The organism is Agromyces sp. NPDC058136 (assembly GCF_042884375.1).
Taxonomy (GTDB): Bacteria; Actinomycetota; Actinomycetes; order Actinomycetales; family Microbacteriaceae; genus Agromyces.
Map to the genome: position 1 here is coordinate 486,739 of NZ_JBHVUA010000003.1, position 25,297 is coordinate 512,035.

The window sequence follows — 25,297 nt, forward strand, 5'->3', positions numbered from 1 at the left end:
TGCTTCTGCAGGAGAATTGACGCGAGATGCGCTGCCAGCTGACCATGGCGACTGATTTCCTGCAGAAGCAGCGGGCCGGGCACCCGGGTACGCTCGGAGCATGACTGAAGGGCCCATCGACGAACGCGACGCAGCGATGAGCGAGCTGCTCGGCATCCGCTCGAGCATCGACAACATCGACGCCGCGCTCATCCACCTCCTCGCCGAGCGGTTCAAGTTCACCCAGCAGGTGGGCCGGCTGAAGGCGAAGCACGGGCTGCCGCCGGCGGATCCCGGTCGCGAGCAGCGCCAGATCGCCCGCCTGCGGGCGCTCGCGATCGACGCGCACCTCGACCCCGCGTTCGCCGAGAAGTGGTTCAACTTCGTCGTCGCCGAGGTGATCCAGCACCACGAGGAGCTCGCGAACGGCGGCGGCACCGCCGGCGAGCTGTGAGCGCCCGCCGGGGCTGGTACCCGCTCGAACTCCCGTCGCTCGCGGGCAGGCGGTACCTCGTGACCGGCGCGAACGCGGGCCTCGGCTTCTTCACCGCGGCCCGCCTCGCCGGGGCCGGCGCCCATGTCGTGCTCGCCGGGCGCAGCCCCGAGCGGCTCGAGGCGGCGCTCGCCGCGATCCGCGGGGCCCGCCCCGAGGCATCCATCGAACCGATCGTGATCGACCAGGCCTCGCTCGCCTCGGTGCGGGCCGGCGCGAAACGGCTGCTGCACCGCGACCGCTTCGACGGCATCGTCGCGAACGCCGGAATGGTGCACACCCCCGGCGCCCGCGCGACCTCGCCCGACGGCAACGAGCTCGTGCTCGCGACGAACGTGCTCGGCCACTTCGCCCTCTTCGCCGAACTGCTCCCGCACCTCACCGACGGGGCGCGCATCGTCTCGCTCGGTTCGCTGTCGAGCCGGCTGTCGACGTTCCGCGTCGACGACCTGCAGCTCGAACGCGGCTACGACTTCTGGCGGGCGTACGCGCAGTCGAAGATCGCGTCGCAGGTGATCGCCTTCGAGCTCGACCGCCGACTGCGGGCCGCAGGCCTCGGCGTCGCGAGCCTCGTCGCGCACCCCGGCTACTCGATCAGCGGACGCACCCCGAGGGTGCCGGGCGTCAACGAACCAGGCCCGGGCGATCGCTTCGCCGATGCGCTGCAGGCGGCGTGGGCGCAGGGCAAGCACCGCGGCGCCGAGATCACGTTGCACGCCCTCACCGCACCCGAGGCGACGGGCGGGCAGTTCTGGGGTCCGCGGTTCTCGACGAAGGGCGACCCGACCCTGCAGACCCCGACCCGCACCTCGACCGACCCCGCCATCGCGGCCCGGGTGTGGGCGTTCGCCGAGCAGGCGACCGGCACGACGTTCTCCGTCGGATCGTGAGCGGCGGCGCCGGGGCGGAGCGGCCGTCGTCGGAGGAGCCTGCGCAGCGCAGAGGCTTCTTCGCGCGGCCCCGGGTCCGGCTCGTCATCGCGCGCGTCGTCGTCGGCCTCGGCGTGCTGCTCGCCCTCATCGGCGTCGTCTCGGCGCGCTACGGCTGGTTGTTCGCGGGCATCATCCTGATCGGGTTGGGCGCCGGCTACGGCCCGTGGCGGCTGCGGCGCTGAGCCGCCGTGAGCACGGCGTGCACGTGCGGCCACTCGCCGTCGAGGTCGGCGACGACGAGGTCGGCGCGCAGCCCGGGCGCGATCGCGCCCCGGTCGTCGAGCCCGATCGCCGCGGCGGGCCCCGAGGTCACGAGCCCGATCGCGGCCGGCAGCGTGCAGGCGCCGCCGCGCGCGAGTCGCACGGCGGCGGCGAGCTGCGAACCGGGCAGGTAGTCGGAGGCGAGCGCGTCGACGAGCCCCAGCGCGACGAGTTCGGCCGCTGAGACGTTGCCCGCGTGCGAGCCGCCGCGCAGCGCGTTCGGCGCGCCCGCGACGACGTCGAGCCCGCGCTCGCGCGCGCGGAGTGCGGCCTCGACGGTCGTCGGGAACTCGGCGACGGCGCCGCCGCGGTCGGCGAGCTCGTCGATGTCGCGTTCGGTCGCCGGGTCGTGCCCGAAGAGCCGGATGTCACCGCCTGCGGCGAGCTCGCCGAGCCGGGCGAGGGCCGCGTCGCGCACCCCGAGCCGTTCGTCGCGCGAGCGCCGCAGCGCCTCGACGTGGGCCGCGGCATCCGTTTCGGTCATGCCTTCGCCGGTGACGAGCCAGCGCCGCATCGTCGCCGGGTCGGCGTACTGGCCCTGCCCGGGCGTGTGATCCTCGTGCGAGACGACGGGGACGCGACCGGCCGCCCGTTCGCGGGCGATGCGCTCCTGGAGCGCGGCGAGCCCGTCGGGGCACCGCACGTCGACCCGGTGCAGCACGCCGGTCGCACCGGGCGCCGCATCGCGGGCCGCACCGGCCGCCTCATCGGGCGCCGCATCGAGCGCCGCGACGACCTCCGTCGCGGCGGGCGATCCGATCGGCAGCCCGACGGGGCTCATCGCCTGGAACGCGACGCCGTGGAGCGCCGTCGTCACCCCCGACGCCCGCAGCCGAGACCCGGCCGTCGCGAGTGCGAAGCCGATGGGCATCGCGGCGCCCGGCCGCGGGTGCAGTTCGCGGGCGAGCACGTCGCTGTGCACGTCGACGAGCCCGGGCACGCAGCTCGCCCCGCGACCGTCGAGGTCGCACCCCGAGCCGCGGGGGTGCGGGCCGACTTCCTCGATGACGCCGTTCCGCACGACGATGCGGGCATCGTCGAGGACGCGGTGAGGCAGCACCGCGCGCACGTGGCCGAGCACGTAGTCCTCGGGCGTCGAGGCGGCGGGCCATCCCGCCGACGGCACCGCCCGAACCGCGCCCGCGCTCACCCCGCCTCCGCCGCGCCGAGCTCGAACACGACGCGGATCGCGTCGGCGCGGATCCACCGCTGCGTGAAGCAGAGGAGCCGCCCGGTCGCGGCGTCGCGGTTGACGCTCTCGACGAGCCACACCGGGTCGCCCGTGGTGCAGTCGAGCTCGGTCGCCACCTCGTCGGAGGCGATCTCGATGCTCGCCCGGGAGGAGGCCCGCTCGGGCGAGGCGTTCGCCATCTGCCGCAGGATCTCGGTGAGCGATCCCTCGTGGCGGATCGCGGTCGGCAGGTCGGGCAGCACCGCGAGCGGCACCCACTCGTCGCCCCACGACGCGGGCAGCCCGTCCGTGAACGATCGTCGGCGCAGCCGGAACCCCGCGGCGCCCTCGGCGGCGCCGAGCCGTTCGGCGACCGCGGCGGGCATCGCCATCGCGTCGCACGATCGCACCACGGTGTGCGGCACCGAACCGGCCGCCCGCACGGTGCTGCTCCAGGACGGGGTGCGGTTCGACGAGATCACGTAGTCGATGCGCTTCGCGGCGTACGTGCCGCCGCCGCGCACCCGTCGCACGAGCAGCCGTCGCGCGAGCTCCTGCATGGCGGCCCGCGCAGCGGCCCGGCCGACGCCGAACCGCGCGGCGATCTCGTGCTCCCCGGCGATCTTCGTCCCGGGCGGAACGGCGGCGACCTCGGCGGCGAGCGTCTCCGCGATCTCGCGATACCTCGTCTCGGCCACCGCAGGAGTGTCGCGCGCACGGGTGAACGGCGGGTGAAGCGGCCGTCGGCAGGCACCTCTCCGGACAACTCCGCCGAGCGGTCGTATGCGGTTCACCTGCCCGTAACCGCGACGCCCCACGGCGTTGAGCACCGCTTCGTACCGTGACGCTTCGGAACACACAGCCTGCGCCCGCCCCGGGCGCAGCCTTCACGAAAGGTTTCCGATGCGACTCACCACCAAGAGCTGGACCGCCCTCGCAGCAGCGGCCCTTCTCACCGCCGGACTCGCGGCGTGCTCGTCGGCCAGCGCGACCGAGGGTTCGGGCGACGCCGCGGCGTCGGGCGAGGCGAAGTTCGCGGTCGACGAGAACACCCTCGTCTTCGGCGTCGTGCCCGACTCGGTCGACACCGAGACGAACTACCAGCCGCTCATGGACTACATCGCCGCCGAGACCGGCAAGACGGTCGAGTACCACGAGTCGACCGACTACGCCGCCCTCATCGAGGCCGCCGTCGCCGGCAAGATCGACGTCGCGAGCTTCTCGGGCTTCACCTACGTCACCGCCACGAACAACGGCGCGGCGATCACCCCGATCTCGTCGATCGTCACCGAAGAGGGCCAGGAGCCCGGCTACTACTCGCAGGCGATCGTTCCGAAGGGCTCGGACATCACCGACCTCGCCGGCTTCAGGGGCAAGAAGGTCTGCTTCGTCGACCCGTCGTCGACCTCGGGCTACCTGTTCCCGAGCTACAACCTCCTGAACGAGGACATCGACCCGAAGACCGACGTCACCCCCGTCTTCGCGGGCAAGCACGACGTCTCGGTCACGAAGACCGGTGAGGGCGTCGAGTGCGAGGCCGGCTTCGCCGAGGACAGCGAGGTCGCGAAGAGCGACAAGGTCGAGATCGTCGCCGAGACCATGGTGCCGGGTGCCCCGATCGTCGTCTCCGACACCCTCCCCGAGGAGCTCAAGGCGCAGCTCACCGAGATCCTCGGCGAGGTCACGATCGACCAGATGATCGAGTCGGGCATCGAGTCGGCCGACAGCGACGGCTTCCGCAGCGTGTTCTACGCGACGGTGCCGGTCGACGACGAGTACTACGACACCATCCGCGACATCTGCGCGAAGACCGAAGCGGAGCAGTGCCAGGGCTGATCGCCCGGCACTGAACGCGAACGGACCCGGAACGGACACGAGGCCCACAGATGGAAACGAGCGCCAGCATGAACGAGACCCCCGCAGCAGCCGACGTCGTCATCGACGTCGACGGGCTCACCAAGGAGTACGGGACGACGGTCGCACTGCGGGATGCCGCACTGCGCGTCGACCGCGGGGAGATCGTCGTGCTGCTCGGCCTCTCGGGCTCGGGCAAGTCGACCCTGCTGCGGCACCTCGACGGCCTCGAGACCCCGACGTCCGGATCCGTGCGCGTGCTCGGCCAGGAGGTGCCGCGCCTCACGGGGCGGCGCCTCCGGGCCCTGCGCAGCCGCATCGGCTTCGTGTTCCAGCAGTTCGAGCTCGTGCCCTCGCTCACGGTGCTCGAGAACGTGCTCACCGGTGCGCTCGCCGAGCTCCGCGGCCCGCGCCTCGGGCTCTGGAGCTACCCGAAGCGCCTCAAGCTCGCCGCCCTCGGCCACCTCGACCGGGTCGGCCTCCTCGACCGCGCCTACCAGCGCGCCGACACCCTCTCGGGCGGCCAGCAGCAGCGCGTCGCCATCGCCCGAGCCCTCATGCAGGACCCCGAGATCCTCCTCGCCGACGAACCCGTCGCCTCCCTCGACCCCGAGTCGAGCGAGCAGGTCATGGCGCTCATCCGCGAGATCGCGATGGACGCCGGCCTCACCGTCGTCTGCAGCCTCCACCAGGTCGACCTCGCCCTCTCGTGGGGCGACCGCATCGTCGGGCTCCGCCACGGCGAGGTCGTGCTCGACACCCCCGCCGAGGGGCTGTCGAAGGCCGAGGTCATGGAGATCTACGGCCGCGTCGCCACGGCCACGGCCGAACTCGAAGCCATCGAACGCGAACTCGTCGACGAGATCACGGCGTCGGATGCCACGGCGCCGGCCCCGCACGCCGAGACGTCGCCGCTCGCCGTCGCCGGCGAGAGCCGGACTCGCTGATGTCGACGCTCGCCGCACCGCCACGGCGCCCCGCCGTGGCATCCGACCCGCGCTCGATCGCCGAGCGCGCGCCGAAGCGCCGCGTCTCGCCCGAGCGGATCGCCGCGTCGCTCACCCTCGTCGCGATCGTCGTCGCCGCGATCGTCGCGCTCGCCGACTCGGGCATCTCCATCCCGAGCATGATCGACAGCTGGGGCAACGCCGAGCGCTTCTTCGCCCGCGTCGGCCCCATCACCTTCCCCGAACCGGCGCAGCTGCTCTACCTGACCGGGCTCACCGTCGGGCTCGTGCTCTGCGGAACCCTGCTCGCCGCCGCGATCTCGGTGCCCGTCGCCTACCTCGCCGCGTCGAACACGACGCCGGGGCGGGGCTGGCAGGCGTTCGGCCGATTCGTCACGGTGCTGACCCGGGCAATCCCCGACGTCGTGCTCGCCATGGTGTTCGTGCTCATGTTCTCGCTCGGCTCGCTGCCCGGCATCCTCGCCATCGGCATCCACTCGATCGGCATGATCTCGAAGCTCTTCGCCGACGCGATCGAGCAGATCGACGAGGGGCCGAGGCTCGCGATCCGCGCCGCAGGCGGCTCGAAGTGGCAGGAGTTCACGAGCGGGATCCTTCCGCAGGTGCTGCCCTCGTGGGTCGCAACCGTGCTGCACCGCAACGACATCAACCTGCGCGGCTCGGTCGTGCTCGGCTACGTCGGCGTCGTCGGCCTCGGCATGGAGATGTCGTTCGCCTTCAAGTCGCTGAACTACTCGCTCGGGCTCGGCATCGCGATCGTCATGTTCGCCCTCTGCATCGCCATGGAGATCGTCTCGAGCGTCGTGCGCGGCGCGATGCTCGGGGTCGCGCCGACCGGGCGCAGCCTCGGCGCGCGGCTCGCGCGGCGGGCCTCCGCCCGACGAGCGGCGAGCACCTCTGCCGGTCGAGCAGGGAGCGCACGCGACCGTCTCGAGACCTCGCAACCCGGTCTCGAGACGCCTCCCGCGGGGGCTCCTCGACCAGCGGTCGGCGGCGACCTCGACGCCGCGCTCCGCCGCCCGTGGGACGCGGTGCGCGTCCGCAACACCGTGTGGGGCTGGGTCGCGTTCGCCGTGGTCGTCGGCAGCGTGCTGATCTGCAACATCCAGTGGGGCGACCTCGTGACCTTCTGGGCGAAGGTGCCCGCGATCGCGGTGCAGTTCTGGCCGCCGAACTTCGGCAACTACGACGCCGAGACGATGTTCGGCGCCATGGGGCAGACGATCGGGATCGCGCTCGCCGCGACCCTGCTCGCGATCGTCGTCTCGGTGCTCGTCGGTTCGCTCGCGGCGCGCAACGTCGCCCCGAACGGCACCGTGCGCACCTCGATGCGACTGCTGCTCGTCGTGATCCGCGGCATCCCCGAGGTGATCCTCGCGATCGTGCTCATCGTCATCACGGGCCTCGGCTCGCAGGCCGGCACCCTGGCGCTCGCGTTCGGCGGCATCGGCCTCGCGGGCAAGCTCATCGCCGACTCCTTCGAAGAGGTCGCGCCCGGCCCCGAGCGGGCGCTGCGCGCCACCGGTGCGAGCCGCACCCAGGTGTACGCCTCGGCGACGCTGCCGCAGGGCATGCGCGCCCTCATCGGCCACAGCTTCTACCTGCTCGACACGAACATCCGGGCGGCGACGATCCTCGGCATCGTGGGCGGCGGCGGCATCGGCTACTACCTGCTCAACGCCGGCCAGGGCTCGAACTACCAGGTCGTGACCGCGATCGTGCTCATGATCCTCGTGACGGTGCTCGTCGTCGAGGGCCTCGCGATGTGGATGCGGCGGGTGTTCCGATGAGCGCGCGCACCGGATTCGACGTCGCCGTCGTCGGCTCGGGGCTCGTCGGCCTCGGGGCCGCCCTCGCGGCGCACCGCCGGGGGCAGCGCGTCGTCGTGATCGAGCGGGGCAGCGAGCCGAGTGGGGCGTCGATCCGCAACTTCGGCCACCTCTGCTTCACGCCGCAGCACGGTGTCGCCCGCGAGCATGCACTCGTCTCGCGCGAGATCTGGCTCGGACTCGCCCGCGACGCCGGGGTCTGGCTGCGCGAGTCGGGCACGCTCGTCGCCGCCCGCGCCGACGACGAGGCGGCGGTGCTCGCCGAGCTGGCGGCGCTGCGCGGTGCCGACGAGGTCGTCCTCCTCGACGCGCGCGAGGCCGAGGCGCGCATCCCGCTCGCCCCCGGTACGGCGGCGGGCGGGGCGTTCCTGCCGCGCGACCTGCAGGCGAACCCGCGCCAGGCGCTCGCCGCGATCGCCGCCCATCTCGAACGCGAGGGGGTCGAGTTCCGCCGCCGCACCGCCGTCGGCCGGGTCGGGACCGGTCGCGTCGAGACGAGCCGCGGCCCGATCGACGCCGGCACGGTCGTCGTCGCGGTGAACCACGACGTCGACCTGCTCTTCCCAGAGATCGCCGAGGCGCGCGGCATCGTGCGCTGCGGGCTCGACATGCTGCGCGTCGACGTCGAGCTGCGAGCACCGCTCGACGCCCCGGTGCTCACCGGCTGGTCGCTCGTGCGCTACGGCGCCTTCGCGGCGACCGGCGCGGCCCGGCGCCTCCGCGAGCGCCTGCACGCCGAGCGCCCCGATCTCGCGGCGCTCGACCTCAACCAGATGTACACGCAGCTGCCCGACGGCTCGCTCATCGTCGGTGACACCCATTACCGGGGCGAGACGGTCGCGCCGTTCCAGAGCGAGACCGCCTTCGAGGCGCTGCTCGAGGTGACCCGCTCGTTCTTCGGCATCCCCGCCCCCCGCGTCATCGAGCGCTGGCAGGGCGTCTACGCGAGCGCCCCCGCGGAGTTCCTCGACGAGGAGCCCCTGCCGGGCGTGCATCTCGCCGCCGCGACGACCGGAATCGGCATGACGTGCGGCCTCGGCCTCGCCGAGCACGTCGTGGGCCGCGCACTCGCCTCACCGAAGACCACCACCGAGAAGGGCCGATCATGACCATCGACACCACCGCGACCGAACGTGCCGAGGCGCGCACCGCCGACGACACCGAACTCTCCGCCGACGAACTCGCCGAGCTCGACGAGTTCGCGGAGCTCGCCGACCCCGATGACGTCGAGGAGGAGGGCGAGATCGAGCTGATCGTGCTCGACATGGCTGGCACGACCGTGGCCGACGACGGGGTCGTCGAGCGTGCCTTCGCGCTCGCCGCCGAGCGCAGCGGGATCGCCTCGGGCGACGACTTCGCCGAGGCCCTCGACTACGTGCGCGAGACGATGGGGCAGTCGAAGATCTCGGTCTTCCGGGTGCTCGCGAACGGCGACGAGGAGGCCGCGCAGCACGCGAACGCCGAGTTCGAGGGCGCCTACGCCGAACTCGTCGCCGCCGAGGGCGTCGCCGAGATCCCGGGCGCCGCACGCGTCATCGAGCGCCTGCGCGAGGCCGGGGCATCCGTCGTGCTCACGACCGGTTTCGCCCCCGTGACCCGCGACGCCATTCTCGACGCCCTCGACTGGCACGGCCTCGCCGACCTCGCGCTCTCGCCCGCCGACGCCGGCCGCGGACGCCCGTACCCCGACCTGCCGCTCACCGCGCTGCTCCGCACCGAGACGAACGCGGTCGAGGCGATGGTCGTCGTCGGCGACACCGTGAGCGACATCGAGTCGGGCGTCGCCGCGGGCGCCGGGCTCGTCGTCGGCGTGCTGACCGGCGCGCACGACCGCGACGCGCTCGAGGCGGCCGGCGCCGACGCCGTCCTCGAGAGCATCGCCGATCTGCCCGGCCTGCTCGGCCTGCACGGCGAGTGAAGGGAGCTGCGATGCACACCGTGGTGCGAGTCGCCGGCCCCGACCTGATTCTCAGGCCCGCCCCCGTGGCGATGGTCTGGTACGAACCCGGGCGTGCGCACGAGGCGCTCGCGGCACCCGGCGTGCATCTCTCGGCGGGCGAGGCGCTCGTCGAGGTCGAGCTCGCGACCGTGTGCGGTTCCGACGTGCACACCGTGCAGGGCCACCGCTCCGCGCCCGCCCCCCTCGTGCTCGGCCACGAGCAGGTCGGCCGGGTCGTCGCGGTCGGCGAGGGGGCGGTGCGCGCCGACGGCAGCCCGCTCGAGCTCGGCGACCGCGTCGTCTGGACGGTCGCCGTCAGCTGCGGCGAGTGCGACCGATGCCGCCGAGGCCTCGCGCAGAAGTGCCGCACGCTCGCGAAGTACGGCCACGAGCGGGTGCACCGCGGGTGGGAGCTCTCGGGCGGGTTCGCGACCCACGTGCAGCTGCGCGCCGGCACCGGCATCGTGCGGGTCAGCGAGCAGCTGCCCGCGCTCGTCGCCGCGCCCGCGTCGTGCGCGACGGCGACGGCGGTCGCCGCGCTCGAAGCGGCGGCCGTCCACGTCCAGCTCGCGGGGGTGCCCCTGCTCGTCACGGGCGGCGGCATGATCGGGCTCAGCGTCGCCGCGATCGCGCGCGAGGCGGGCGCCGAGGTCGTCGTCTCCGATCCGGATGCCTCGCGGCGGGTGCTCGCCCGACGGTTCGGCGCGCACGCGGTGGACCCGGCCGCGGCCGCCGGCGACGCCGAGCACCTCGACTCGGTGCTCGCCGGGTTCGCCGCGCGCGGCCTGCCCGAACTGCTCATCGCGATCGAGGCCTCGGGGGCCGCGCCCGCCGTGCGCACCGCGATCTCCGCGGTCGGCGTCGGCGGGGTCGCGGTGCTCGTCGGCAGCGTGTCGCCGGGCGGCGAGATCACCCTCGATCCCGAGAGCGTCGTGCGACGACTCGTCACGATCACGGGCGTGCACAACTACTCGACCGCGCAGCTGGCGCGCGCGGTGGCCTTCCTCGAACGGTCGTGGCGTTCGCTGCCGCTCGACGAGCTCGTCGGCACCACGCACGCGCTCGACGAACTCGACGGTGCGCTCGCCGAGGCCGCGACGGGGGAGTACGTGCGGGTCGGGGTCGCGCCGGGGCGGAGGCCCCACCAGCAGCACTGAGCGCCGGGATTTCCGCGGCGGGGGCGATCGCGGGAACATGGGGGGGATGACCGCCTGTGCTTCCGTGATCGCACCCGCCCGGCGAGGTGCACGATGACGGATGCCACCGGCCCCGAGCCGCTCGCCGCGATCGAACGCCTGCGCGAGACGCTCGACGCGGCGGCCGCACGCCTCGCGGCCGCGGGCGCCCGTTCCGAGGTGCTCGCCGAACTCGTGCATCCGAAGCCGGTGCTCGGCATCGCCCGCGCTCCGCGGATGGCCGATCACGGCCGGGTGTGGCGGCTCGGCGTGCTGCTGCTCGCCGCAGACGGCTCGCTGCACTCGACGGGGCACGTCGTGCGAGCCGAGCGCCCCGCCCGCCGCAGCGTGCTCGCCGACAGCGTCGCCGAGCACCGCGCCTGGCAGGCGGCAGCCGTGAAGGGCGGCATCGCCCCGGGTGAGACCGTGAACTTCGCCGCGCCGCCGGTCGACCTCGCGGAGTTGGCCCGCGCCGCGGCATCCGGCCCGCTCGTACTGCGCGACGGCGCCGTGCTCGTGCGCTGGAACCCGCGCCAGCCCGACGCCCTCGCCGAGCTCGACCGCTACCTCGCCGACCGGGTGGGCCTCCTCGTCGACCCGCCGGGCGGGGCCTGAACCGCGCTGTCACAGCCTCGATCGCGATCGAGTTGGCACTCGTGGTCGCTTCGCGACGCTGACAACGACCGCTTGTGTCAACTCGAGCGGCTCAGCGAGCGGGTTCTGCTAGCGTCGACCCCCGTGAGTAGTCCATTCGCCATGATGCTGATCGAGCGGCCCCGCACCGCCTGAGGCGGAGCGACCCCGATCAACCGTCTCGCTCCGCCTCGGCCACGACCATGGCCGCGGTGCGATCTCGCGTACCCGGCCGACCATCTTCGGCAGCGGAGCAGACTCTTGCGCACACGCGAACACCCATCCACCCGTCCCTCCTCGACGACCTCCCACGGCGGACGCGAGGAACTCGGACAGAACTTCCTCGTCGATCGGCGCACGATCGAACGGTTCGTCGGCCTCGTCGCGACGACCAGCGGTCCGATCGTCGAGCTGGGCGCCGGCGGCGGCGCCCTCACCGAGCCGCTCGCCCGACTCGGTCGACCGCTCACAGCGCTCGAGCTCGATCACGGTCGAGCGGCGTCGCTGCGGCGCCGCATCGGTGATCGCGTCACCGTCGAGCAGGCCGATGCGCTTCGCTGGCGGTATCCGACCGCACCGCATGTCGTGGTCGGCAACGTCCCGTTCCACCTCACGACGGCGATCCTGCGCTCGCTCCTCGACCGCCCCGGCTGGACCGACGCCGTGCTGCTCACGCAATGGGAGGTCGCGCGGCGGCGCTGCGGGGTCGGCGGCTCGAGCCTGTTGACCGCGCAGGCGGCGCCCTGGTTCGAGTTCCGGCTCGACGGGCGCGTGCCGGCGCGGTCGTTCCGTCCGGTGCCGGCGGTCGACGGCGGCCTGTTCGGCGTGCAGCGCCGAGCGACCCCGATCGTCGCGACGGCCGAGCGGCGCGGCTACTGCGGGTTCGTGGCGGCGGTGTTCCGCGGGCGTGGGCGCGGGATGGCGCAGATCCTCACTCGAACTCCTCGGCCGATGAGCAGCGCGCACGCGCGTTCATGGCTCGCCGAGCGCGGTCTCGCACGCGATGCGCTCCCGGGGCGGCTCTCCGCGGAGGACTGGGCGTCGCTCTGGCGGGAGGTGCGTCGGCGCTGAGGCGCGCGGCGGCCCGGTTCAGAACTTGATGGGCCGCTCGTCGTCGTCGTCATCGTCGACCGGCGGGCGGAGGCGGAACGCCTGGCGCATCTTCTCGCCGGGAGGGGCCTTGATCGCGCGGATCGCGACCCCGATGAAGATGATGACGACGAACAGGACGAGTGCGCCGCCGAAGAGGAGGCCGTAGAAGGCGAGATCGGTCATGAGGTGGTGTCTCCGGGAGCTCGGTCGTGGGTGGTGGTCGGGCGGTCGCCCGACTCGGCTTCGTCGCCGCGTTCGGTGCGGCCGCCCTGCTCGTGCTCCTGGATCGACTCGATGATCGAGTCCTGAAGCCCGCGCTGGCCGGTGTGCAGTTCTTGGTAGGCCTCGCCGGCGCCGGCGAGCGGGCCGAAGGCCGCCCGCATCCGGCCACCGCGCGGGGCGCGCACGGCCCGCACGGTCATGCCGACCACGAGCGCCGCGACGAACGCGAGGAGCCCCCAGGCGATGAGGGCGCCGAGCGGGCCGGAGTCGGCGGGCATGGCGGACTCAGAACCCGAACGGCGTGACGGGTGCGAGCGAGCCGTCGCGCAGCCCCTCGAGCACGCGCAGCTCGTGCGGCACGACCGGCTCGGGCAGCGCGTCGAGTGGGAACCACTCGAGCGCGGCGGCCTTCTGCGCCTCGACGAGCCGGGGCTCGCCCGCCCAGTCGCGAACCGAGAAGAACACGTCGAAACGCTGCTCGATCGGGCGGCCCGTGCCATCGGTGCGGTGCATGAGCGTCAGCAGTTCGAGCGCGCCCGGCTCGACGTCGACGCCGAGCTCCTCGGCCGCTTCGCGCGCAGCGCCCGCGAGCAGCGACTCGCCCGCCTCGACGTGCCCGGCCGCGCCGAACGCCCAGTGCTCGTCGTAGTAGCCCGTGCCGCGGCGCAGCTGCAGCAGCACCCCGTCGCCGCGGCGCAGCAGCACGTACGCCGCGGGCACGACCGTGAACCGGCCGTGCGTCGAGGCGTACGCGTCGCTGTACTGCTCGGGTTCGGTCATCGGGGCCTCGATACGCTTCTAGGTCTCGATACGCTTCGCTACTCGACCGGCTCGACCGCCGAGGTCAGTACCCGACGACCGGCCCGAAGGCGTCGGCGAGCGGCGCACGGTTGACGGTGCGGAGCTCGTCGATCGAGACGGTGAACGCGTCCTGCACCTCGAGGGTGCCCGACGTGGCATCCGTCACGCCGATGCGGCGGACCGGGTAGCCGCGGCCCTCGCAGAGACCGCGGAACTTCACGTCGTCCTCGCGGGGGACCGTGACGATGACGCGACCCGTCGACTCGCTGAACAGGGCGGTCGCGAGGTCGATCCCGGCGTCGGCGAGCACCTCGCCGAGGAACACGCGGGCGCCGACGCCGAACCGGCCGACCGCCTCGGCGAGGGCGATCGCGAGACCGCCGTCCGAGAGGTCGTGCGCCGAGTCGATGAGGCCCTCGATCGCCGCCGCGTTGAGCAGCTCGGCGAGGGTCTTCTCGGCGGCGAGGTCGACCGCCGGCGGGCGACCGCCGAGGTGACCGTGCACGACGCCGGCCCAGGCCGAGCCGTCGAGCTCGAGGGCGGTGTCGCCGAGGAGGTAGATGTTGTGGCCCTCGTCCTGCCAGCCGCTGGGGATGCGGCGGGCGACGTCGTCGATCACGCCGAGCACGGCGATCACGGGGGTCGGGTGGATGGGCACGTCACCGGTCTGGTTGTAGAACGAGACGTTGCCGCCCGTGACGGGGATGCCGAGCTCGAGGCATCCGTCGCTGAGGCCCTCGACCGTCTCGGAGAACTGCCACATGACCTCGGGGTTCTCGGGGGAGCCGAAGTTCAGGCAGTCGCTGACGCCCATGGGCTTCGCACCGGTCACGGCGACGTTGCGGTACGCCTCGGCGAGCGCGAGCTTCGCGCCCTGCTTCGGGTCGAGCTGCGAGTAGCGGCCGTTCGCGTCGGTCGCGACCGAGACGCCGAGGCCCGACTCCTCGTCGACGCGCACCATTCCGGCGTCGTCGGGGTAGCTGAGGGCGGTGTTGCCGAGCACGTACTTGTCGTACTGGTTCGTCACCCACGCGGCATCCGCCTGGTTCGCCGAGCCGACGAGCTTCAGGAACTGCTCGCGGATCTCCTCGGGCGTCGCGGGGCGGTCGAGCTTCGCGGCCGTGTCGGCCTGCAGCGCGTCGATCCAGGTCGGGTAGGCGACGGGGCGCTCGTAGACGGGGCCGTCGACGGCGACGGTGCGCGGGTCGACGTTCACGATCTCCTGGCCGTGCCACATGATCGAGAGGCGGCCGGTGTCGGTGACCTCGCCGAGCACGCTCGTCTCGACGTCCCACTTCTCGACGACCTTCAGGAAGCCCTCGAGCTTCTCGGGCTTCACGATCGCCATCATGCGCTCCTGGCTCTCCGACATGAGGATCTCCTCAGGGGTGAGCGTGGGGTCGCGGAGGAGCACGTCGTCGAGGACGATCGCCATGCCGCCGTCGCCGTTGGAGGCGAGCTCGGAGGTGGCGCACGAGATGCCGGCCGCGCCGAGGTCTTGAATACCCTCGACGAGGTCGTTCTGGAACAGCTCGAGGCAGCACTCGATGAGCACCTTCTCGGCGAAGGGGTCGCCGACCTGCACCGCGGGGCGCTTGGTCGGGCCGCCCTCGGCGAAGGTGTCGGACGCGAGGATCGACGCGCCGCCGATGCCGTCGCCGCCCGTACGGGCGCCGAAGAGCACGACCTTGTTGCCCGCACCCTTGGCGTTCGCGAGGTGCAGGTCTTCGTGGCGGAGCACGCCGACCGCGAGGGCGTTGACGAGCGGGTTCGCCTGGTAGACGCCGTCGAACCAGGTCTCGCCGCCGATGTTCGGGAGGCCGAGGCAGTTGCCGTAGAACGAGATGCCGCTCACCACGCCGTGGACGACGCGCGCGGTGTCGGGGTGGTTGATGTCGCCGAAGCGCAGGGCGTCCATGACGGCGACCGGGCGGGCGCCCATCGAGATGATGTCGCGCACGATGCCGCCGACGCCGGTCGCGGCGCCCTGGAACGGCTCGATGTACGAGGGGTGGTTGTGCGACTCGATCTTGAAGGTGACGGCCCAGCCCTCACCGATGTCGAGCACGCCGGCGTTCTCGCCCATGCCGACCATGAGGTGCTTCTTCATGTCGGGCGTGACCTTCTTGCCGAACTGCTTCAGGTAGATCTTCGACGACTTGTAGGAGCAGTGCTCGCTCCACATGACCGAGTACATCGCGAGCTCGGCGCTCGTGGGGCGGCGGCCCAGGATGTTGCGGATGCGCTCGTACTCGTCGGGCTTCAGGCCCAGGGCGGCGTACGGCTGCTCCTTCTCGGGAGTCGCGGTCGCGACCTCGACGGTGTCGAGCACCGCAGTCGTCGGGGCGGCGATGTTTGCGGGGGTGTTGATGGTCACGAGTGGCGAGCTCCAGAAGACGGCGGCGAGGCGGATGCCGCGGGGCGAATGCCTGACCCCAGCAGTCTACCGGCCGCGCTCACCTGAGCAGGCCGCGGGTCGGTGCGGTCCTCCGTCGGTCGAGTAGCGAAGCGTATCGAGACCCGCCCACCGCGAGTAGAGTCCCACGCGACACCGATCCCGTTCGTCTGGCCGAGGGGAGCCGAGATGGATGCCGCTTGGAAGCCGGTTCGGAAGGTCCTCTCGACCTACCGCACCGAGCACGCGATTCACGGCACCGTGCTCGTCAGCGCGGTCATCGCGGTCGGCTGGAACGACGACACCGACCTCGACGTGCTGCTCTTCGTGCTCGGCTCGGTCGGCGTCTTCTGGCTCGCACACGTCTACTCGGGCATCCTCGCGCGCGAGGGCGATCGCGTATCGCGATTCCGGGCCGTCCTCTTCGCAGCGCGGCGCTCGATGCGGCACACGACGGGCCTGATCGCCTCGATGGTGCTGCCCGTCTTCTTCCTGCTGCTGGCCGTCGTGGGGGTGCTCGACGAGTACGTGGCCTACTACGCGGCGCTCTGGGTCGGGGTCGCCGTGCTCGCCGTGGTCGGCTACGCCGCCTCGGCGCGCCGCGGCAGCCCCTGGCACCTGCGCCTGCTCAGCTCGCTCGTCACGGCGAGCCTCGGGCTGCTCATCATCTGGCTGAGCTCGCTCGTGCGGTGATCGCGTCCGCGGGCCGCATAGATCGCGTCCGTCCACCACATGCCGGCAGGCGGCCCTCGGCTAGAATGGCTGACGGTCGTCGCATTCTCGGCGACCCTGGGCGCGCACATCAGCGCGCAGTCGACCCGCCGCCGGCACTCGCGAAGCCTCGCACGCCGCCGCTCCGCGGGGACGCCATCCGCTGCTGGATCCTCCTATGACTTCGTCGATTCCCACGGTGCACCCTGCGCCGCCGTTCCCGTGGCTCGGGCTCATCACGCTCGCCACGGCCGTCTTCCTGTCCGTCACGATCGAGATGCTCCCGACGGGCCTCCTGCCCGACATGAGCCGCGAGCTCGGCGTGGGCGAACCGCTCATCGGTCTCCTCGTCACCGTGTTCGCCGCGACCGTCGTCGTGCTGACGGTGCCGCTCGCGGCGCTCACCCGCAAGGTCGGCCGTCGCCGCCTCATCGTCATCACGCTCGTCGTGCTGGCGATCAGCTGCGTGCTCACCGCCGCGGCGCAGAACTACCCGATGGTGGTCGCGACGCGCATCCTCGGCGGGGCCGCGCACGGCGTGTTCTGGTCGGTCGTCGGCGCGTACGCCGGGCACCTCGTGCCGAAGGAGCAGCTCGCGCGCGCCGTCTCGATCTCGGTCGCCGGTGGTTCGGCGGCGTTCGTGCTGGGCGTGCCGCTCGGCACGGCGCTCGGCCAGGCGCTCGGCTGGCGCTTCGCGTTCGCCGCGGTCGGCGTGCTCACGCTCGTGGGTGCGGTGCTCGTGTGGCGGTTCCTGCCCGCGGTTCGTCACCACGCGGGCGAAGCGGATGCCGCGCCCGTGCGCGTGCGCAAGGACCCGACCTTCGTGCCCGTCATCGTGGTGTGCCTCATCACGGCGACCGCGATGATCGGCATGTACAGCTTCTACACCTATGTCGCGCCGTACCTGACCGACGTCATGGGCCTGCCCGCCGGGGCGATCAGCCCGATGCTGCTCGCCTACGGCATCGCCGGCGCGGTGGGCCTCGTGCTCGCGGGCGCGGTGCTCGGGCGTCGACCGACGGTCGGCCTCGTCGTCGCGATGGTCGGCACGGCGCTCGGTGCGGCCGGGCTCGCGCTGTTCCCGCAGGTGCCCGTGGTCGGCATCGCGAGCTTCATGCTGTTCGGCACGGCCTTCGGCGCGCTGCCGACCATGCTCAACACGCGCCTGCTGCACTCGGCGTCGGCGAAGATCCGGGACGCAGCGGCGTCGTTCTACACGACCGCGTTCAACACGGGCATCGGCGGCGGGGCGCTGCTCGGTGCCGCGCTCTACGGCGTGATCGGCCTCCCGGCGCTGCCGTGGGTGCTCGTCGCGCTGTTCGCGTGCGCGACGATCGCGCTCGTGTGGACGGCGCTCGTCAACCGCGTGCGGCGCTGACGGGGTCCCATTCCGGTGGTTGAGGAGCGCCGACGCGCAGCGGCGACGCGTCTCGAAACCACGTCGGTCGGGTCACGGAGTTTCGAGACGCGTCCGACTTCGTCGGGCGCTCCTCAACCAGCGAGTGTTCGTCGGGCGCTCCTCAACCAGCGAGTGTCCGTCGGGCGCTCCTCAACCGCGCGAGAACGCGGCCGCGCGGGCGATCTGCTCGGGCGTGATCGACGCGCCCGTGTAGCGCTCGAACTGCCGCGCCGCCTGCAGCGCGTGCACCTCGGCGCCCGAGATCACGGTCTTGCCCGCGGCGCGCGCGGCGACGACGAGCGGCGTCTCGGCCGGGAAGGCGACGACGTCGAACACCACGGATGCCGCCGCGATGTGCTCGTCCGAGAAGGCGAGCGCCGTGGCATCCGCCCCCTGCATGCCGAGTGGGGTGACGTTCACGATGATGTCGGCCGAACCCGGCGCGGGGTCGTCGGCGATCCACGCATAGCCGTACTGCTCGGCGAGCGCTGGGCCGAGCGACGCATTACGTGCGAGCACGGTGACGTCGTCGAAGCCGGCGTCGCGGAACGCCGCGACGACCGCCTTCGCCATGCCGCCCGATCCGCGCACGAGCACCCGGAGCGAGGGGTCGAGCTCGTTGTCGGCGATGAGCTGCGCGATCGCCTCGAAGTCGGTGTTCGAGCCCGTGAGGACGCCGCCGTCGTTCACGATCGTGTTGACCGACTCGATCGCCGCGGCCGACGGCTCGACGACGTCGATGAGCGGGATGACCGCCTCCTTGAACGGCATCGACACGGAGCATCCGCGGATCGACAGCGCCCGGATGCCGCGCACCGCGCCTTCGATGTCGTCGGTCGTGAACGCCTTGTAGATGAAGTTCAGCCCGAGCTCGTCGTACAGGAAGTTGTGGAACCGGGTGCCGAGGTTCGACGGGCGGCCGGCGAGCGAGATGCAGAGCTGCATGTCCTTGTTGAGGATGGGCATGCGTCTATTCTGCGCCCGCGCTCGGTGGTTGAGGAGCGCCGTCGCGGAGCGGCGACGCGTCTCGAAACCTTGTCGTCCGGGGTCACCGGGTTTCGAGACGCGTCCGACTGCGTCGGGCGCTCCTCAACCCGCGGAGGAGATCAGCCGATCTTGGGCGGGCCGATCATGAGCAGCACTGCGAAGAGCGCGGCGATGCCGACGACGGCGAGCACCGTGAGCAGGAGGGGACGGGCGAGGAACCAGCGCAGCAGACGGTTCACCCAGTTGCCGTCGGCGGGGTGGTCGGTGGCCTCGAAGCGCCAACCGCCCTCGAGGTGGCCCTTGCGGACGAGCCACAGGTCGAACGGCACCGTCGCGTAGGGCACGATCGCGGTCAGCACGGCGAAGGCGATGCGGCCGATGTTCCAGCGCTGGTTCACGCCGACGAGCACCGACTGGAACGCGTACGCGAGGAACACGAAACCGTGGATCGACCCGCCGACGAGCACCGCCCACTCGATGCCGGCCGCGTACTTCAGGATCATCGCGGTGATGAGGATCGTCCACGTGACGACCTCGGCGAATGCGAGCAGGCGGTAGAGGCGCTTCGGCGTGAGGCCCGGGCGGGCGTCGGTCGCGGACGCGGCGGAGGTGGTCGGTGCGGGGGAGGTGGTCATGCGGTCGTGTCTCCAGACATCGGGATGCTTCCATGTTCGCAAAGACGGATGCCACGTGGCATCCGTCGAAGGTTGGAAACCGGCTCAGCCGGTGCCCGGCCGCCCGGGCTACTCTTGCACGGTGAACCCGCAAGACACCCGTGCCCTCGTCGAGTCCAGACTCGCCGTCATCCCCGACTTCCCCGAGCCCGGGGTGCTCTTCCGCGACCTCACGCCGGTGTTCGCCGACGGCGAGGCCTTCCACGCGCTCGCCGAGTCGCTGACGGCGCCGTTCGCGGGCCGCTTCGACGTGCTCGCGGGGGTCGAGGCGCGGGGCTTCCTGCTCGCCGCCGCGGCCTCGGTCGCGGCCGGCGTCGGCGTGCTCCCCATCCGCAAGGCGGGCAAGCTGCCGCGCGCCGTGCTGACCGAGGAGTACGCGCTCGAGTACGGCACCGCCGCGCTCGAGGTGCACGAGGGCGAACTGCCGCCCGGCACCCGCGTGCTCGTCGTCGACGACGTGCTCGCGACCGGCGGCACCGTGGGCGCCGCGGCGCGTCTCGTCGAACGCGCCGGCTGGCAGGTGGCCGGCGTCTCGGTCGCGATCGAACTCGAGGGCCTCGGCGGCCGTGCCGCCCTGCCCGAGTCGCTCGAGACGTACAGCCTGCTGCAGTACTGAGGTCGTCCGTCGCTGGTTGGGGAGCGCCCGACGGAGTCGGACGCGTCTCGAAACCCGGTGACCCAGTCTCGAGTTCGGCCCGCCTGGTTTCGAGACGCGTCGCCGCTTCGCGTCGGCGCTCCTCAACCAGCGTGGTGATCGCTGGTTGAGGAGCGAGCGACGAAGGAGCACGCGTCTCGAAACCTCAACCGGCGGTGGCCTCGCGCGCCCGCAAGTCCTTCCGCAGGATCTTGCCCGACGCCGACTTCGGCACCTGCTCGATGAACTCGACGACCCGCACCTTCTCGTGCGGAGCCACGTGCGAAGCGACGTGCGCCATCACGCCGTCGCCATCGAGCGACGCGCCCTGCTGCAGCACGACGAACGCCTTCGGCACCTCCTGCCCATCGGCGTCGTTCACGCCGATGACCGCGGCGTCGGCGATCGACGGGTGTTCGAGCAGCACCGCCTCGAGCACGGCCGGTGCGACCTGGTAGCCCTTGTACTTGATGAGCTCCTTCAGGCGGTCGACGATGCGGAACACGCCGTCGGCCGTCACCGTCGCGACGTCGCCCGTGTGCAGCCAGCCGTCGGCGTCGAGCATCTCGGCCGTCGCATCGGGCCGGTTCAGGTACCCGGCCATGACCTGCGGCCCGCGGATGAGGAGTTCGCCCGGAGCGCTCGCCTCGTCGCCGCTCGTCGGCGCCGTGACATCCTGCCCCGACTCGTCGAGCAGCCGGGCCTCGGTGTTCGCGAGCAGCATGCCGATCGTCGACCGGTCGAGATCGGGGCGGTCGATGGGGATCACGTGCGTCACCGGGCTCGTCTCGGTCATGCCGTAGCCCTGGCAGACGATGCAGTCGAGCCGCTGCGCGACGAGTTCGGCGAGGGCGCCGTCGAGCGGGGCCGCCCCCGAGAACACGACCTTCACGCTCGAGAGGTCGAACTCGGCGACCATCGGATGCTTCGCGAGCGCCACCGCGATCGGCGGGGCGATGAACACCCAGCTCGCCCGGTGCTCGCTCACGACGCGGAGGAACTCGGCGAGGTCGAACTTCGGCATCGTGACGAGTGCGGCGCGCTGACGGAGCGCGAAGTTCAGCAGCACGGTCATGCCGTAGATGTGGAAGAACGGCAGCACGGCGAGCACCCGGTCGCCGTCGGTGAGCGAGATCGTCTCGCGGCACTGCGCGACGTTCGCGACGAGGTTGCGGTGGGTGAGCATGACGCCCTTCGGCCGCCCCGTCGTGCCTGAGGAGTACGGCAGCACGGCGAGGTGCGTCGCCGGGTCGAAGCTCACCTCGGGTGCGAGGCGCCCTTCGCCGAGCAGTTCGGCGAGCGACGGATGCCCCGGGGCGCCGTCGAGCACGATGATCTGCTCGCTCGGAATGCCGAGCTGCGTGGCCGCAGCGGCCGCGCCCGGCAGCAGCGGGCTGACCGTGACGAGCCACTGCGCCCCGGCGTCGGTGAGCTGGTTCGCGATCTCCTCGGGGGTGTAGAGCGAGTTGATCGTCGTGGCCGTCGCACCCGCGCGGAGGATGCCGTGGAACACCGTCGCGAACGCCGGAACGTTCGGGCACAGCAGGCCGATGACGTCGCCGACCCCGAGGCCGCGCGCCGCGAGCGCGCCGGCGAAGAGGTCGATGTTGGCGAGCAGCTGCCGGTAGGTGGTCGTCTGCCCGCTCGAGCCGTCGATGATCGCGGTCTCGTCGAGTCTCGCCTCGTCGAGGTCGCCGAAGAGGTACTCGTACACGGGGACATCCGGGATGACGACGTCGGGGCGGGTGCTCGAAACCATGCGATCTCCTTCGATCAACGGGTGGCACCCATCATGCCCGGCCGCAGCGCCCGGCGACAGTGGCGATCACTCGAACTCGAGCAGCGCCGGATCGATCTCGATGCCGGTGATGGTGTTGATCGCGAGCACGATGAGGACGGCGTTGAAGAAGAAGCTGAGGCTCGTGTGCCAGACCACGCTCCAGCGCATGCGGGTCGTCGTCACGAGCACGTCGGAGACCGAGAAGTTCGTCGCGTTCGTGAAGGCGAAGTAGACGAAGTCGACGAGGCGTGGCTCGGGCGTGCGGGGGAACTCGAGCGGCGGGCGGCCCTGCGCCGAGTGGTAGCGGCCGTAGTAGATGCGCGACCAGCCCCAGTGGAACAACCCCCACGACACGAGCATCGCCCACACGCCGAAGAGCTCGACGAAGGGCCCCCAGTCGGGGTCGTTGCGGAGGAGGATGAGCTGCGTCGCGGCGAGCAGCCCGACCGTGCTCGAGGTGAACATCAGGATGCTCGCGGTGGCGCGCATCGCGGGGTGCACGAGGAGCCGGCGGGTGCGTTCGTTGCCCGCGAGGCGGGGCCGGTGCACCGCGAGGTTCAGCAGGAGCATCGTCGCGCCGAGGTAGAGCGTGCCGATGAGGCACCAGGCGACGAGCGCGTCGAGCTGCACGTCGTCGAGGAGGAACCAGACGCCGAGCGCCACGAGCACGAGCTGGACGGCGAGACCCAGCGACTCGGCGACGAGCGCGCCCGCGTCGCCCGAACGGCGGCTCGCGGGTGTCGTCCTCGACGTCGTCGCTCTCGTCTTCGTCGGTCCGGTCGGTCTCGTCGGAGCGCCCATGGCTCCATCCTGCACCGCGGGCCGGGTTTCGCGCGGCATCCTCTTGCGTGGGCTTGATTTGAATCATTCAAAACAACTGGCTACGGTGGGGGCATGGCCACCACGATCGAGCACGACCCCGCTGCGCGTCTCCGCGCCGCGGGGCTCAAGGTGACCGCACCGCGACTCGCCGTGCTCGACGCGCTCAGCGCGCACGGGCACCACGACGCCGAGACGGTGTTCGCCCGCGTGCGCACCGAACTGCCGACGACCTCCCTGCAGGCCGTGTACGGCGTGCTCGCCGCGCTGACCGGCGCAGGTCTCCTGCGCCGCATCGAACCGGCAGGGTCACCCGCGCTCTACGAGAGCCGCACAGGCGACAACCACCACCACCTCGTCTGCACGAAGTGCCACACCGTCGCCGACGTCGACTGCGTCGTCGGGCAGCCGCCCTGTCTCGAGCCGAGCGACGCGAACGGCTTCGCGATCCACACCGCCGAGGTCACGTTCTGGGGCCTCTGCGCCGACTGCCGATCATCGGAGCCTGCGGCCTAGCCCGCGGCATCCGACCCCTCCGCTTCCGCCGGTCCGACCGGCGGAAGGCGAGCGCCCCCTCGTGCGGGCGCTCGTCGCCGCGCCCTGACGCGGCATCGTCACCCGCCCGCCACCGAACAGAAGGACGAACGAATGACGAACACCACCACCACCCAGACCGGCACCCCGGTCGCGAGCGACGCGCACTCGCTCACCGTCGGCGCCGACGGCGCCACCGTGCTGCACGACCGCTACCTGGTCGAGAAGCTCGCGCAGTTCAACCGCGAGCGCATCCCCGAGCGCATCGTGCACGCGAAGGGCGGCGGCGCGTTCGGTCGCTTCCAGGTCACCGCGGATGTCTCGCGCTACACCCGTGCCGCGCTGTTCCAGCCGGGCGCCGAGGTCGAGACGCTGCTGCGGTTCTCCTCCGTCGCCGGCGAGCAGGGCTCGCCCGACACCTGGCGCGATGTGCGCGGATTCTCGCTGAAGTTCTACACGCCCGAGGGCAACTACGACCTCGTCGGCAACAACACCCCGGTGTTCTTCATCCGCGACGGCATCAAGTTCCCCGACTTCATCCACTCGCAGAAGCGCCTGCCGGGCTCGGGCCTCCGCGACGCTGACATGCAGTGGGACTTCTGGACCCTCTCGCCCGAGTCGGCGCACCAGGTGACGTACCTCATGGGCGACCGCGGTCTGCCGACGTCGTGGCGCGAGATGCAGGGCTACGGCTCGCACACTTACCAGTGGATCAACGCCGAGGGCGAGCGCTTCTGGGTCAAGTACCACTTCCGTTCGCGCCAGGGCGACCTGCACCTCGACGCCGCCGAGGCCGAGGCGATCGCCGGCGCCGACGCCGACTACTACCGCCGCGACCTCCACGAGGCGATCGAGCGCGGCGACTTCCCGCAGTGGGACGTGTTCGTGCAGGTCATGCCCTACGAGGAGGCGAAGACCTACCGCTTCAACCCCTTCGACCTCACGAAGGTGTGGCCGCACGCCGACTACCCGCTCATCGAGGTGGGTGTGCTCACGCTCGACCGCAACCCGCAGAACTTCTTCGCGGAGATCGAGCAGGCGGCGTTCTCGCCGGCGAACACCGTGCCCGGCATCGGCATCAGCCCCGACAAGATGCTCATGGCGCGCGTGTTCAGCTACCCCGACGCGCAGCGCTACCGGGTCGGCACGAACTACAACCAGCTGCCGGTGAACGCACCGCACGCCGCCCCCGTCGCGAACTACTCGCAGGACGGCGCGCAGCGCCACCACTACAACGCGCCGAACGTGCCGGTGTACGCGCCGAACTCGTTCGGCGGCCCGACCGCTTCGGCCGAGGTCGCGGGCGAGGGCTCGTGGGAGGGCGACGGCGAGCTCGTGCGCACGGCGTACACGCTGCGCGCCGACGACAGCGACTTCGGCCAGGCGGGCACCCTCTACCGCGAGGTGTACTCGGCCGAGGCGAAGCAGCGCCTGCAGGCGACCCTGCTCGGGCAGGCGCAGGCGATCACGGTCGACGAGATCCGCGAGCGCTTCTTCCAGTACTGGACGAACGTCGACGCCGAGCTCGGCGCTGTGCTGCGGGCCGCGTACGCGACGGCCGCTGACGACGGCGCGGCCGCGTAGCCCGGCTCACCGCGAGCATGGCGGCGGATGCCTCGGGGTCGGCCCCGGGGCATCCGCCTCGCTCGTTCGTGGCGGAGACCATATGCTGCTCGCGTGCCCGACCGCCGTCAACCGTTCCCGACTCGTGGAGGCGTCGGCGATCTGATCACCGGTGCGGCTCTTGTCGCCGGCAGCATTGCGGCGTCGGTCATCCTCGATCCGCGCCCCTCGCTCTTCGTGGTGTTCACATTCGGGGCGATCAGCGCCCTGGTCGGGGTCGGCAAGCTCGTTCAGGCGCGAAACGATCGGCGACGTGTCTCCGCCGATTCCGACGACGACGGAGCGGCCTGACGGCCGCGTAGTCGTCCCGCGCCCATGAGATGACACGAATGGTCGCTCTCCCGCGCGGAGAGCGACCATTCGTGGCAACTCGACGGCTCACATGCGAGGCG

Annotated in this window: 27 protein-coding genes; 17 read left to right on the forward strand and 10 right to left on the reverse strand. The window is 71.9% G+C overall.

The features are described from left to right. The first annotated feature begins 100 nt into the window (after window positions 1–100). The 3 genes from ACFVTX_RS11750 to ACFVTX_RS11760 are packed head-to-tail and all read left to right on the forward strand — an operon-like array spanning window position 101 to window position 1,586. A complete protein-coding gene (locus tag ACFVTX_RS11750; protein WP_386900227.1) occupies window positions 101–433 on the forward strand; it encodes a chorismate mutase in 333 nt (110 codons plus the stop codon). Continuing rightward, window positions 430–1,362, forward strand: coding sequence for an SDR family NAD(P)-dependent oxidoreductase (locus tag ACFVTX_RS11755; RefSeq protein ID WP_386900228.1), 933 nt, complete (start codon window positions 430–432; stop codon window positions 1,360–1,362). Before ACFVTX_RS11750 ends, ACFVTX_RS11755 begins: the two co-directional genes overlap by 4 nt. After that, complete coding sequence (locus tag ACFVTX_RS11760) at window positions 1,359–1,586, forward strand: hypothetical protein (RefSeq protein WP_386900230.1); 228 nt, start codon at window positions 1,359–1,361, stop codon at window positions 1,584–1,586. Before ACFVTX_RS11755 ends, ACFVTX_RS11760 begins: the two co-directional genes overlap by 4 nt. On the opposite strand, the gene ACFVTX_RS11765 is transcribed toward ACFVTX_RS11760, so the two are convergent. Both ACFVTX_RS11765 and ACFVTX_RS11770 read right to left on the reverse strand, forming a co-directional pair. Beyond that, on the reverse strand, window positions 1,559–2,815 hold the full coding sequence (locus tag ACFVTX_RS11765; protein WP_386900232.1) for an alpha-D-ribose 1-methylphosphonate 5-triphosphate diphosphatase: 1,257 nt from the start codon (window positions 2,813–2,815) through the stop codon (window positions 1,559–1,561). The two genes, ACFVTX_RS11760 and ACFVTX_RS11765, sit on opposite strands and share 28 nt — an antisense overlap. Further along, window positions 2,812–3,534, reverse strand: coding sequence for a GntR family transcriptional regulator (locus ACFVTX_RS11770; protein WP_386900234.1), 723 nt, complete (start codon window positions 3,532–3,534; stop codon window positions 2,812–2,814). Before ACFVTX_RS11770 ends, ACFVTX_RS11765 begins: the two co-directional genes overlap by 4 nt. Window positions 3,535–3,739: 205 nt before the next feature. Here ACFVTX_RS11770 and ACFVTX_RS11775 point away from each other — a divergent pair, with 205 nt between their 5' ends. The 8 genes from ACFVTX_RS11775 (at window position 3,740) to erm (ending at window position 12,305) form a co-directional block, all read left to right on the forward strand. Continuing rightward, a complete protein-coding gene (locus ACFVTX_RS11775; protein ID WP_386900236.1) occupies window positions 3,740–4,672 on the forward strand; it encodes a phosphate/phosphite/phosphonate ABC transporter substrate-binding protein in 933 nt (310 codons plus the stop codon). A gap of 68 nt (window positions 4,673–4,740) precedes the next feature. Next, window positions 4,741–5,637: a phosphonate ABC transporter ATP-binding protein gene (gene phnC, locus ACFVTX_RS11780; RefSeq protein WP_386900238.1), complete on the forward strand. Its 897-nt coding sequence runs from the start codon at window positions 4,741–4,743 to the stop codon at window positions 5,635–5,637. Next, window positions 5,637–7,448: a phosphonate ABC transporter, permease protein PhnE gene (gene phnE, locus ACFVTX_RS11785; RefSeq protein ID WP_386900240.1), complete on the forward strand. Its 1,812-nt coding sequence runs from the start codon at window positions 5,637–5,639 to the stop codon at window positions 7,446–7,448. Before phnC ends, phnE begins: the two co-directional genes overlap by 1 nt. Beyond that, a complete protein-coding gene (locus ACFVTX_RS11790; RefSeq protein WP_386900242.1) occupies window positions 7,445–8,596 on the forward strand; it encodes a TIGR03364 family FAD-dependent oxidoreductase in 1,152 nt (383 codons plus the stop codon). Before phnE ends, ACFVTX_RS11790 begins: the two co-directional genes overlap by 4 nt. Next, on the forward strand, window positions 8,593–9,405 hold the full coding sequence (locus tag ACFVTX_RS11795) for a phosphonatase-like hydrolase (RefSeq protein ID WP_386900244.1): 813 nt from the start codon (window positions 8,593–8,595) through the stop codon (window positions 9,403–9,405). The genes ACFVTX_RS11790 and ACFVTX_RS11795 overlap by 4 nt, the downstream gene beginning before the upstream one ends. 11 nt (window positions 9,406–9,416) lie before the next feature. Continuing rightward, window positions 9,417–10,583 (forward strand): alcohol dehydrogenase catalytic domain-containing protein, encoded by a 1,167-nt coding sequence (locus ACFVTX_RS11800; RefSeq protein ID WP_386900246.1) that lies wholly within the window; start codon window positions 9,417–9,419, stop codon window positions 10,581–10,583. A 93-nt stretch (window positions 10,584–10,676) separates the two neighbouring features. After that, entirely contained in the window at window positions 10,677–11,216 is a 540-nt protein-coding gene (locus ACFVTX_RS11805; RefSeq protein ID WP_386900248.1) for a hypothetical protein, read from the forward strand. Between the two features lie 279 nt (window positions 11,217–11,495). Continuing rightward, window positions 11,496–12,305, forward strand: a complete 810-nt coding sequence (erm, locus tag ACFVTX_RS11810; RefSeq protein ID WP_386900250.1) for a 23S ribosomal RNA methyltransferase Erm — start codon at window positions 11,496–11,498, stop codon at window positions 12,303–12,305. A gap of 18 nt (window positions 12,306–12,323) precedes the next feature. Here the strand turns inward: erm and ACFVTX_RS11815 are convergent, their stop codons facing one another. From ACFVTX_RS11815 to purL, 4 genes are all read right to left on the reverse strand, one after another. Then, window positions 12,324–12,509, reverse strand: a complete 186-nt coding sequence (locus ACFVTX_RS11815; RefSeq protein ID WP_386900251.1) for a hypothetical protein — start codon at window positions 12,507–12,509, stop codon at window positions 12,324–12,326. Then, complete coding sequence (locus ACFVTX_RS11820) at window positions 12,506–12,826, reverse strand: hypothetical protein (protein ID WP_386900252.1); 321 nt, start codon at window positions 12,824–12,826, stop codon at window positions 12,506–12,508. The genes ACFVTX_RS11815 and ACFVTX_RS11820 overlap by 4 nt, the downstream gene beginning before the upstream one ends. A gap of 7 nt (window positions 12,827–12,833) precedes the next feature. Next, window positions 12,834–13,328: an NUDIX domain-containing protein gene (locus ACFVTX_RS11825; RefSeq protein ID WP_386900254.1), complete on the reverse strand. Its 495-nt coding sequence runs from the start codon at window positions 13,326–13,328 to the stop codon at window positions 12,834–12,836. A 64-nt stretch (window positions 13,329–13,392) separates the two neighbouring features. After that, window positions 13,393–15,726, reverse strand: a complete 2,334-nt coding sequence (gene purL / locus ACFVTX_RS11830) for a phosphoribosylformylglycinamidine synthase subunit PurL (RefSeq protein WP_386900256.1) — start codon at window positions 15,724–15,726, stop codon at window positions 13,393–13,395. Window positions 15,727–15,933: 207 nt separating this feature from the next. Between purL and ACFVTX_RS11835 the strand changes: the two genes are divergently transcribed. Beyond that, entirely contained in the window at window positions 15,934–16,437 is a 504-nt protein-coding gene (locus ACFVTX_RS11835) for a hypothetical protein (RefSeq protein WP_386900258.1), read from the forward strand. Between the two features lie 196 nt (window positions 16,438–16,633). After that, a complete protein-coding gene (locus ACFVTX_RS11840) occupies window positions 16,634–17,833 on the forward strand; it encodes an MFS transporter (protein WP_386900260.1) in 1,200 nt (399 codons plus the stop codon). Between the two features lie 171 nt (window positions 17,834–18,004). Here ACFVTX_RS11840 and ACFVTX_RS11845 read toward each other — a convergent pair whose 3' ends face one another. Together ACFVTX_RS11845 and ACFVTX_RS11850 are read right to left on the reverse strand one after the other, a co-directional pair. Beyond that, window positions 18,005–18,820: a shikimate 5-dehydrogenase gene (locus ACFVTX_RS11845; protein ID WP_386900262.1), complete on the reverse strand. Its 816-nt coding sequence runs from the start codon at window positions 18,818–18,820 to the stop codon at window positions 18,005–18,007. Between the two features lie 140 nt (window positions 18,821–18,960). Continuing rightward, window positions 18,961–19,476 carry a DUF3817 domain-containing protein gene (locus tag ACFVTX_RS11850; protein WP_386900264.1) on the reverse strand — a complete coding sequence of 172 codons (516 nt, stop codon included), beginning with the start codon at window positions 19,474–19,476 and terminating at the stop codon, window positions 18,961–18,963. 121 nt (window positions 19,477–19,597) lie between these two features. Here ACFVTX_RS11850 and ACFVTX_RS11855 point away from each other — a divergent pair, with 121 nt between their 5' ends. Beyond that, entirely contained in the window at window positions 19,598–20,131 is a 534-nt protein-coding gene (locus ACFVTX_RS11855; protein WP_386900266.1) for an adenine phosphoribosyltransferase, read from the forward strand. Window positions 20,132–20,315: 184 nt separating this feature from the next. On the opposite strand, the gene ACFVTX_RS11860 is transcribed toward ACFVTX_RS11855, so the two are convergent. Then, window positions 20,316–21,908, reverse strand: coding sequence for an AMP-binding protein (locus ACFVTX_RS11860; RefSeq protein ID WP_386900268.1), 1,593 nt, complete (start codon window positions 21,906–21,908; stop codon window positions 20,316–20,318). Between the two features lie 66 nt (window positions 21,909–21,974). Then, window positions 21,975–22,730: a DUF1345 domain-containing protein gene (locus ACFVTX_RS11865; protein ID WP_386900270.1), complete on the reverse strand. Its 756-nt coding sequence runs from the start codon at window positions 22,728–22,730 to the stop codon at window positions 21,975–21,977. 93 nt (window positions 22,731–22,823) lie between these two features. Between ACFVTX_RS11865 and ACFVTX_RS11870 the strand changes: the two genes are divergently transcribed. The 3 genes from ACFVTX_RS11870 to ACFVTX_RS11880 all read left to right on the forward strand — a co-directional run bounded on the left by ACFVTX_RS11870 (window position 22,824) and on the right by ACFVTX_RS11880 (window position 25,196). Then, window positions 22,824–23,264, forward strand: coding sequence for a Fur family transcriptional regulator (locus tag ACFVTX_RS11870; RefSeq protein WP_386900272.1), 441 nt, complete (start codon window positions 22,824–22,826; stop codon window positions 23,262–23,264). Between the two features lie 132 nt (window positions 23,265–23,396). Further along, window positions 23,397–24,866, forward strand: a complete 1,470-nt coding sequence (locus ACFVTX_RS11875) for a catalase (protein ID WP_386900273.1) — start codon at window positions 23,397–23,399, stop codon at window positions 24,864–24,866. 93 nt (window positions 24,867–24,959) lie between these two features. Next, window positions 24,960–25,196 carry a hypothetical protein gene (locus ACFVTX_RS11880; protein WP_386900275.1) on the forward strand — a complete coding sequence of 79 codons (237 nt, stop codon included), beginning with the start codon at window positions 24,960–24,962 and terminating at the stop codon, window positions 25,194–25,196. Window positions 25,197–25,297: the final 101 nt, after the last annotated feature.